Annotated in this window: 5 protein-coding genes and 2 pseudogenes; 6 read left to right on the plus strand and 1 reads right to left on the minus strand. The window is 38.5% G+C overall.

Annotation, left to right across the window (positions count from 1 at the left end):
• Together H5985_RS09090 and H5985_RS09095 are read left to right on the plus strand one after the other, a co-directional pair.
• Nucleotides 1-244 (plus strand): annotated as a pseudogene (locus tag H5985_RS09090) (hypothetical protein); the annotation flags it as partial.
• 310 nt (nt 245-554) lie between these two features.
• Entirely contained in the window at nt 555-1967 is a 1413-nt protein-coding gene (locus tag H5985_RS09095) for a glucose-6-phosphate isomerase (RefSeq protein ID WP_205050994.1), read from the plus strand.
• A gap of 115 nt (nt 1968-2082) precedes the next feature.
• Here H5985_RS09095 and H5985_RS09100 read toward each other — a convergent pair whose 3' ends face one another.
• Nucleotides 2083-6093, minus strand: coding sequence for a helix-turn-helix transcriptional regulator (locus H5985_RS09100; protein ID WP_205050995.1), 4011 nt, complete (start codon nt 6091-6093; stop codon nt 2083-2085).
• Nucleotides 6094-6224: 131 nt separating this feature from the next.
• On the opposite strand from H5985_RS09100, the gene H5985_RS09105 reads away from it, so the two are divergent.
• The 4 genes and pseudogenes from H5985_RS09105 (at nt 6225) to H5985_RS09125 (ending at nt 9805) form a co-directional block, all read left to right on the plus strand.
• Nucleotides 6225-6944 carry a hypothetical protein gene (locus H5985_RS09105; protein WP_205050996.1) on the plus strand — a complete coding sequence of 240 codons (720 nt, stop codon included), beginning with the start codon at nt 6225-6227 and terminating at the stop codon, nt 6942-6944.
• Nucleotides 6945-7090: 146 nt separating this feature from the next.
• Complete coding sequence (locus H5985_RS09110) at nt 7091-7786, plus strand: hypothetical protein (protein WP_205050997.1); 696 nt, start codon at nt 7091-7093, stop codon at nt 7784-7786.
• A 349-nt stretch (nt 7787-8135) separates the two neighbouring features.
• Nucleotides 8136-9150: pseudogene (locus H5985_RS09115) on the plus strand (IS4 family transposase); the annotation flags it as partial.
• 277 nt (nt 9151-9427) lie between these two features.
• A complete protein-coding gene (locus H5985_RS09125; protein WP_205050999.1) occupies nt 9428-9805 on the plus strand; it encodes an AAA family ATPase in 378 nt (125 codons plus the stop codon).
• The last annotated feature ends 94 nt before the right edge of the window (nt 9806-9899 follow it).

A 9899-nucleotide genomic window follows, 5' to 3' on the forward strand; every position in this document is an offset into this window, starting at 1 on the left:
TATCGGAACCTCTGAAAATGCCGTGATGACTCAGATCTGGACAGCAGCCGTGGCTACGCTGTTAATTGAGATATTACGGCGCATTGCACGGTATCGCTGGAGTTTTTCCTGGTTACTGAAATTTGTGAGATTAAATCTTTTGACGTACAAAAAATTGGATGTGTGGATTAATCGGCCGTATTTTCGAATTCAGAAGCAATCTCCACCCAAAACACAGAGGCAAATGGAGCTTAATTTCGATTGAAAATGATCATGAGGGCCTACTTTTAAAGGGCTCTTTGGGAAAGCTCATGTTTATTGAGAAGAGGCTTTCCAAACTAGCCTATGCACATTTTTAATTTGGACAGCAGTGAGTTTTTTTAACTATGAATGAATTAGTTGACAGGTGAGGGTGCGGACGTTTTTCTGGACAAGTCACAGTACAGTTGTTAAACGAAAGCTCTTCATGTAATTAATATCATTCTAGTGAAGATAATCACAAACACGTACAATTTCATTATGCACTTTTATACGTGCTTCTAACACTTCAGAAGTTTTTTAATGGACTTTCAATCATGAACGTTTCCACCATTTTTTTATCGCAAACACATTCTCACTGTGAATTAAGCGCATGTGATCTTACTCTGGATATCGGCCGTCAGCGTCTTATGGATTCACAGTTCCAATCTCTGCTAGAAAAAGCTCACCAGGCAGGAGTATTGGAAGCACAACAAAAAATGGTTAATGGTGAGGTGGTAAATGCTTCTGAAAACAGGCAGGCATTGCATACTTCACTGCGCAGTGTTGACCCGACCAGTCCTCATTTTGAAGAGGTGGAAAATACGCGGCAAAGAATGTACGCCTTGGCTGAAGCGATCAGAAGCGGTAAATGGTTGGGGTGCGGCGGAAGACAAATTACCGATGTGATTAATGTTGGTATTGGTGGTTCAGAAATGGGACCTCATGCTGTCTATCATGCTTTGCGAGAAATCAATCCGTCCATTCGTCTGCATTTTCTCTCGGCAGTTGATGGTGTGTTGGCTGATCGTATTTTGGGCGTGCTCGATCCTCAAAAAACGATTACAGTGATTTCTAGTAAGAGTTTTTCTACTCGAGAGACGATGCTTAATGCTGAGCTAGTGAGTGAATGGTATGAAAACGCCGGCATTCGAACTAAAGAGCAACGTGCCCGCCACATTTTTTTAGTCAGTGCAAAGGAAAGCGCATGTGAAGAAATGAATCTACCGCCGGAAAATCGCTTCCCGATCTGGTCTTGGGTAGGGGGACGCTTTTCGGTTTGGGGAGCGATCGGTTTACCGTTGGTGATTGCACTGGGAGCGGATGTTTTTAAGGCTTTTTTGGAAGGTGCCGCTCAAATGGATCACCATATGGTGAGTGCAAAAGCCGAGGATAATCTTCCTTTGACTCTGGCGCTTCTTTCCTATTGGAATTCGACAAAGCTTGGCATGGTTTCGCATTGTCTTTTACCGTATGACGAGCGCTTGCGCCTTGTGGTAGCGTGGCTTCAGCAACTTGAGATGGAAAGTCTTGGAAAAAGTGTACGACCCGACGGTTCATTGATTCACTCTCGAACAGGGCAGGCGGTTTGGGGTGGTTTTGGCAACGAAGCACAACATTCTTTTTATCAATGGTTGCGTGATGGTAGCAGTCGTACAAGTATTGATCTTGTTTGGTGTGAAGAAGCCGGGCACGCGCATGCGCATCACCATTTTGTGCTGAATGCCAATGCTCAGGCGCAAGCCGAGGCACTCGTAACTCGTCAAAGTCCATCGGACGAATTTTTTAACGCTGTAACAACCATTCGTATAAAAAAATTGGTGCCGCAGACTTTAGGAGCTTTTATGGCTTTGTATGAGCATAAAACCACAATGCTTGCGACGCTTTATGGTTTAAATGCTTTTGATCAGCCGGCTGTTGAATACGGGAAACGTCTCTGTCGCGAACTCGAAGCGAAATTAGATCAATAAGGATGCACAATCATACGCTGTGTTCGATTGGTAACTGGGAGGCAGGAAAGATTTTATGATTTATGAAATGTCTCCCAGTATTAGGAAAATGTTTACGTTGTATTCATGCAAATCATCAGAATTTATATCGCTCAATCATAGATCTGCATGAATCTGCAGATCTATGGAATTCTGTAGCTAACCTGTTAAAAATATTTTCACAAACAAAAGGATACCTTATACACCATTTTTGAGATAACTCTTCAAACAGTAAAGCCTTTTGCTCATCACTTTGATAAGTTTTTTCATTAATCCATCTACAACCACGAGAATTAACATAACCATTAACAAAGCCTCGAGCTAATTCATCATATCCCAGTTGTTCGAGGATGTTACACATCTGGTGGTTAGGCCATAGTAAATCTATAGAGTCCTTATCACAGTGGCTAAATAAACTACCTATTTCATATTTTGTATAAGCCACATCGTTTTCGGGGGTATGTTGCAATACTTGATTAACCCAGTTTATTGTCTTTTTTGGATCGATATCTGAGTCATCCCAAGAGCATCCGGGAATATGTTGCAAACTCATCAAGATCCAATGAGCGTTATGACATAAGGCCTTTATTAGATCAGAGGAATGTTCATCAGCAATAATTGCAAACGATTTTGGGTTAGCGTTAAAACTGTTTTGAGCTAACAAGGAAAATAGCAGAGGTTGTGATTCAATATATTTTTCTATGTTAAGTAACTCAGGTCTATCGCTATTGTGAAAATATCCGTTCACTAATTTTTGACAGAAAGTCGCTTCCAAAGTGAGTTTTTGTAGTGTTGTCAATTCAACTGACCCCAAAAGAAATTGAATATTTTCTTTAGATAAAAGATCTCTAACAGTTCTGTTTTCTTCTGGGTAAGAAAGCTTAGCTAAAATTTTGTATTGAAGTTGAATGTCGACACTTTTATATCGGTACTCAAATAGTCTTAAGCAATCTGATAAACGGTTCACGTTGTAAAGTTGCTCTAGAGCATAGTTTAAATCTTCATTCCAGATGCAATCATCAACATGAACATTTTGCCAGTATTTATTTTGTATAGATTTTGGTAACTCAGCAACAAAGTCCCAAATTATGCGATTAAAGGGGGCATTTAATAACAATGGAATAAGAGTCTTAGAGTAGGAAGATAGTCTTAATTGATCACAAAAGCGCTTTAAAGTGTCTTTAGAGCCTAATAATGTTCTACTGAATATTCTGAATGTTGCATCGTTTATAGGGGTATGATCAATCATTTTTTCAATAGCGAATTGTATTAGTGCTTCTTTATCCAAAATAAGTAACGCAGTTTCTGCAATCAAATTCGCGGTTATTGAAGTTGGATTGTAGGAAAGAAGTTCAAGAATGGCGTTGATACCATAATTATTGATTAACAACGTAAGGCTCTTTTTGCGTTGGGTTTGGCCCTTTTGTCTTTGTTTCTCCATTTGTTCAGTGATACTTAGTTGAGAGTCTTTGATCTTTATATCTGGAGAATACTTTGTAAATAACCATAAATGGGCAATATAGGGATTAGCAGAACCTAAAGCATGAAAAACTCGATTCCCTTCTCTAGAGAGTGTGAATGAAAAGTCTGCTTTTGAAGGTCTCGAAAAATAGATAGACCGTATTTGATCTTTTACTTTAACTTGTTCAGTGTCAGAGGCAGATAATTTCCACTTTTCAATTAAATTCCAAATTGCATTCATATATTTTTTATCTTTAACGCGATAAAAAATCTTTATGAGCGAATTAATCATTTCAGCATCATAGCTTTGCCACTGAAGACACGTCTGGAAAGTTAATTCCAGATAGGATTGTCTTTCTTCATTTGTAGTCACCTGTAAAGTTCTAAAGTTTCCTTTAATCCAAACGGGGGATTGTGTTAATTGTGTTCCATAAGGATCCATTATCGACATCGCAATTTGCCAACACAGTTCAGGATATTTATCTCTCATTTTTTCAAAGATTTGAAAAAGCTCTGTTAATGAGAGTCCGGCTTGAGGCAAAAAAGGATCGAAAATGTACTTCAGGGTTTCCAGAGGACTATTCGCCCAGTTTTCATTTAAGGGTTTCGTAGCCAATCTAAATAAAACAGACAGGGCATTAAGTGCTGATTCTCTGATCCAGACTAACTTTTCTAATGCTGTAAGGAAGCCTAAATAATTGGGTTGACTAAAAATGTTTTTTGAAGGTTTAACCAGATTCAATAAGGCATTATTACCTGAATCGAGATCTTGTTTGAAAATTCGACTAAGTTCCTTAGGAATAATTTCTGCCAATAACGGTAATATGCTGTCGATTTTTGTTATAAAAGCTGTACTGAGTGGTAACCTGAAGACTGTATTGACGAACTTATTTAATTCTTGGGAGAAAATTAGACTATAAGGGCTCTTTTTTAAAATATCCGATAGATAGGCAAGTGAAGAAAAAAAGCCTTCTACTAATTCATTTGAATATTTTGCTTTATGGCTGTCGGTGAGTAAATAATCAATAAAAATATTCGCGATATTGAATATCTTACGGATCAGATTTTCTGATAGTTGTTCATTAATAACAGTGTAAAAGACTTCTTCTCTAGAGATGATTGCTCCCAGTTCTTTGCCGATTTTGCAAGGAGCATCAGGCAGCTTTGCTAGTTTAATTGCCTCCTTTTTTATTTGCTCATAGGATAAATTTTCAGAAAACGAAGCAATAATTTCTGAATCAAATCGGTTGTTCAACTGCCATTTCCCAATAAAAAATATCGGGAGTAATACATCCTTTGCATTTTTAATATTTTCCCAACCTGGAGACATTTGGTTGCTAATCAGTGCATATCGTCTCCGTAAAGTAGGAATATTATTCCCCATGGTTGTTTTAACACGCTCTATTTCCGAAAGCGAGAATCCCATTTCCGTAAGACCATCTTGAATGTCAATATCGTTAGGGCGCGGTAGATCAATAATTTTGAATTGATTTGTGTATGGCACCATAAACTCCGGCGTACATAAAACAATAGATGGTTGTTTGGAGCAATAAGGTAGAAATGCCTCAGAAGATTCTTTATCGAAAAAAATCGGTAGGAAATTATTTTTTACTTCAAAAACTCTAGGAACTAGATCAGGAGATTTACAAACAATTGGGAAATAATCGGTTGAGTACTTATCGAAGACCAGAGCCAATAAGGCAAGTGCTTCTTTGATGTTTGAGGTTCTAATATGGAGTGGTTTAATTTCTTGAGAGTGCTCTAAATACTGACGTATTTCCTTTAGAAATTTTTCTTTTGCAGAACTATAAATTCGTGGTTTTATAGATGGATTCATTCCATCAGCCCATAATTTCCAATAGTAATCCAGAGAATGAAACTTTAAATTGGCTCTATTTAATTCATCGGCTAGCCAAATCTGTCCTGCAATCGATTGCTCAATCCACTCTTCTAAGGTTTCTGCGTCGTAAGCCAAAACATTTTTCCATTCCTTAGAATCGTTTGCCTTTTCTAGCCACTTATCTTTACTTTTCCAATTTCGTGGAGTCACAAATACATAGGTGGAATTGAGGCGTTCTTCTTTAGGTAATTTTTTCAGACTTTGTAAAAAATCTTCATGTGCTTTTTGTAGAGGGTTTTGATTGGTGCCGAATTCCCAATATGAGTAACCTTTGGGGACCCAAGGACTACTTAAATTTGTAATAACCATCCCATCGAAACCACGCTTTTGTGAATGATCATTTCCAGGTACAGAGATTGATTCAATAGAGTAATTGGACGAATGAATTAAAACACGCATCAGTACAGGGAAACGTTCTCTGGACCTAACGTCATTTGCCCATTCATTGATTTCCTTAGCTTTAAAGTCTAGTAAACGTGGGACATAGAGTTTTTGTTCAGAATTGATTTTGATTTGCTTTGTTTTCCAGTCGTTCCAAACATTTTGGGTGTGTAAAAGTTGGTCAATCGGAAAATCGAAAGTCGTCGCAATTTTTTGAGCCATTGCTGCAGATAAGGCTGATTTTCCGTTTAATAGCCGTGAAAGCGCTACACGGGTGACTCCAAGTAATTTTGCAGCATCTGTCACATTGATGTCTGATGGTAAAACATGCATTCGAATATAAATTCCCGGATGGAGAGGTTTCATTTGTTACTCCAATATCTGTATATCGTTGCTTTACACTATACGGTACAATATATCATAGTATTTAGTAAATGTAGTTTTCTTAACCATATGATTGACAATAACTAATTGAGAGTTGAAAATAAAAAATGTCAATGTTCAAGAAAGATGATTTGCCGAAAAATGGGTATTGGCACGTTGCTATTCGTATAAAAAAACAATGGTGGTGGACACAACAATACAATATGAGTCTTCAACAAATACTGATATCTGTAATTCAACCATATCGAATGTGGGAGGAGATTTCAGTAATCGGTAATCGCATACAGAGGGATGAGATTGATGGAATAAAGATCTCTCACACAGATCATCCGGCAAATTCATTTCCCGATATCCAAAATGGCAAACTTTGTTTATATAAAAATCTTTTTGATGGAGCTCCTAACTCAAGAAATTTCAATATATTAATACAGAGGGAAGGCTTGGATACTCCGTTTCTTTCATACCTTGAATACCAGGAAAAACTGAAGTCCCGGGCAAAAATAAACCTAATACAAAACCAAACACAAAACCAAGAACAGATAGTAAAAAATACCATTGTTGCAGATAACTACGAGGCGTTAAGTCGACTAATTGAAAATTATGCGGATGCAGTCAAGGAACTAAAAAAACGTGAGGTTAATAATGATCTTTTAGAAGAAGCAAAAGAAGTTCAGGATATGATGGATTCTTTAACAAAGGATTCCGACGAAAGCACTGTCACTAAAACACTTCGTCGATTAAATAGAGTCATAACTCAAGTTAAAGATTTAATTTCAATGGGTTCAGAGATTGTCAATAACATAGAGCTGATAACAAAAATTTTTAATGTTTAGATCTACGGCATTAACATACTTCTCATTCAGAGCAAAGGGTTGATAAAAAATTGTTAATTTATTGATAAATAATAAATTAAGCACAAAATTAAAAAAACGTGCATAAAATATATTTGGTGTTGATTGACCCATTTAGGAGTATGGTCATGGCCTTTCGAGCAGAAGAAGCAAAAAGCGAAGGCTTAAAAGCCGCTTTAAATTATTTCGCCGGCCCCCACACCAATTTGAACGAATCTGAAAAAGAAGCTGCGTCCGCCTTAATCCAGAAACTCTCAAGACTCTACATCGGTCCGGTTGTTCACACATATCCCACCTGGCACCCTTTGATGACGGCTAAAAAATCAAAGCTGCATGACTATTTTTATCCGGAAGACGGGTGTGGCTATCCTCATTTGGACCACACAATTTATTTTGCTCACGGTTTCATAACTTGTCCCTATTCTGAGCAGTGTGTTGATGAATTGCTCGAAAGCGTTGCGTCTTTTCGCAAAAATAAAGTCTATACAATCACTGCTGAAATTTTGGATCGACCGATTTATGCCAAGGGTGCCATCCCGGTTTTGGTGAGCTGTAGGTGGAAATATTCTGCATTACCTCTCCCCATTCCATCAGGCATTGCGGTCGCTTTAATGCTTCAAAATGAATTAAAGGCTTGGGAACGTATTGATCAGTCAACGCCTTGGGAGAAGAAAGCCAGTGACTTACTGGGGTCGCCTCACGGGCAATTGTCATCACTTTTTGTGACACGCGAAACGGGTCTTAAAATGCGCAAAGTCTGGCAGGCAATCAACAATGCTCACGTGTTTAATTATGGATGGGGAATGGAAGGCGGATGGTTTTAAAAGTCGGGATATTGTTTACATACTCGTTTTCTTGAGATTAGGTTTCGGTTTTATCGATTTCAAGGAAAGAACCACAAAAATTAAAGGGTTACTTTTTGATATTTTTAGCTTCAGCATTACCGCAAAAATACTGATCTATCAATCCACTAAAACCATAACTCTCTTTAATAGTTTGAATAATTTCTGACCACTCAGAAGTTTCAAGAGGTAAATTATTTCACTAGTGTCCAAATAGAACTTTAAAAATGCAGTCAAATCCTGTTCGTCTCCGGTAGGGAAATAACGGACAGAAAAATGGCGGTTTTCTTTGTAGATTTTAAGTTACCACACCAAAAATCAAGAAACCGCCATGGGCACTTATTTTAACGAATCCGCCAACCAAAATGCTCCCATCAGCTTTTTCGCTCAGCTTTTAAAGTACCTTCCTCAAGACTGGATACGGCAAGAAGATAAACGGATCAGTCCACAGAGTAATGCTCGTAAATTTTCTTTGTGGGATCAAATAGTTTCTCTGCTGTTTTGCCATCTGGCCGGCTGTGATTCGCTAAGAGAAATTGAAGACGGTTTAGTTTCAGCTGTCGGAAAACTTCAACACTTATCGGCTAAAGCCATGGGGCGAACAACACTGGCTTATGCCAATGAACACCGGTCTTACCAAGCAACACAAAGACTGTATTTTCATTTATTGCAGACTTATAAAGGGCTCTTTACAGGTCATTTAGATCAAGACTATGTACAACCGGTCTATGCCCTGGACTCTACAACTATTTCAGTGTGTTTAACTCGTTTTCGTTGGGCTCATTACCGTCGAGCTAAAGGTGGGTTCAAGCTACACACCGTTCTTGATGAAGATATTCAATTGCCTGTTGTGATGAATATGACTCATGGCAAAAGAGCTGATGTCAAAGAGGCCAAAGCCGCTATTGAAGCCCTGGGAAATAAAGAAATTACGGTTGTCATGGACAGGGGCTATAACGATTATGCCCTTTTTATGTGGTTAACCAATCGAGGAACCAAGTTTGTCACACGAATCAAAGAAAATGCCAAAACGACCCGATTAAAAGACGATGTCATCGAGGAAGGAGAAAATTTTGGGGATTATGGTTTCCGTTTTACACAGGAGAAAGCACAGGAAGTTTGTGGCGACACGCGTTTCAGATTGGTGCAATGGTATGACTCGTAAAATAATCGTTGGTTTGAGTTTTTAAGTAACGATTTTGACCTGACCGCTCAACAGATAGCCGACTTGTACCGTAAGCGTTGGCAGATCGAGTTGTTTTTCAAAAAGCTCAAACAGAATCTAAAGATCAAAAGTTTTATCGGAACATCAGAAAATGCGGTGATGACCCAGATCTGGACAGCAGCCGTGGCCACACTGCTAATCGAGCTATTGCGGCGCATAGCACGATATCCCTGGAGTTTTTCCAGATTACTGAAGTTTGTGAGATTAAACCTTTTAACGTACAAAAAATTAAATGTGTGGATTAATCGGCCGGATTTTCGTGTTCACAAGCAGTCTCCGCCTAAAACACAGCAACAAATGGAGCTTGCGTTTGATTGAAAAAAGCTGGGAGGGCCTACTTTTTAGATGGCTCTCGAGATGCCTTATATTTATTGACGAAAGGCATCTCTAACCTGCTGATGCACATTTTTTATTTGGACAGCACTGAAAAATTTATTGAAAAACTACTTGTGGAATTCAGTACGGTCGGGTTTGAGCTAAAAAAACCGGAACTTGGATTTTTTGTGCAGCTGTCTGCATGGTTGGGCACTTTGCCTCCAAAAAGTCTTGTCATCCTGATTGATGAGTACGATGCTCCATTGACTAATTGTTTGGACAATCCGAAACTCTTTTCAGAGATTCGCTCCGTTATGAGCGATTTGTTTCTGACGTTGAAGTCCAGAGAAGGATGTCAGCGGTTTTTCTTTATGACAGGGATCACGAAATTCAGTAACACCAGCATTTTTTCGGCTTTTAACAATTTGCAGGATATTTCTTTGGATCCTAAATTTTCATGAGGTATATCCTAATTAGAGCATTGAAGGCCAAGCTTTAGTGTTCATCGGGATATCAAACAAGGTGAAAATTTCTCTTTGCGTTTTCGTCGGCCGT

It is taken from the genome of Parasutterella secunda, from assembly GCF_016901835.1.
In the GTDB taxonomy this organism is placed as follows: Bacteria; Pseudomonadota; Gammaproteobacteria; order Burkholderiales; family Burkholderiaceae_F; genus Aphodousia; species Aphodousia faecavium.

Excerpts from the sequence above, each read along its gene's own strand:
- H5985_RS09095 (WP_205050994.1), top strand. The coding sequence starts at position 555 with ATGAACGTTTCCACCATTTTTTTATCGCAAACACATTCTCACTGTGAA.
- H5985_RS09100 (WP_205050995.1), bottom strand. The coding sequence starts at position 6,093 with ATGAAACCTCTCCATCCGGGAATTTATATTCGAATGCATGTTTTACCA.
- H5985_RS09105 (WP_205050996.1), top strand. The coding sequence starts at position 6,225 with ATGTTCAAGAAAGATGATTTGCCGAAAAATGGGTATTGGCACGTTGCT.
- H5985_RS09110 (WP_205050997.1), top strand. The coding sequence starts at position 7,091 with ATGGCCTTTCGAGCAGAAGAAGCAAAAAGCGAAGGCTTAAAAGCCGCT.
- H5985_RS09125 (WP_205050999.1), top strand. The coding sequence starts at position 9,428 with ATGCACATTTTTTATTTGGACAGCACTGAAAAATTTATTGAAAAACTA.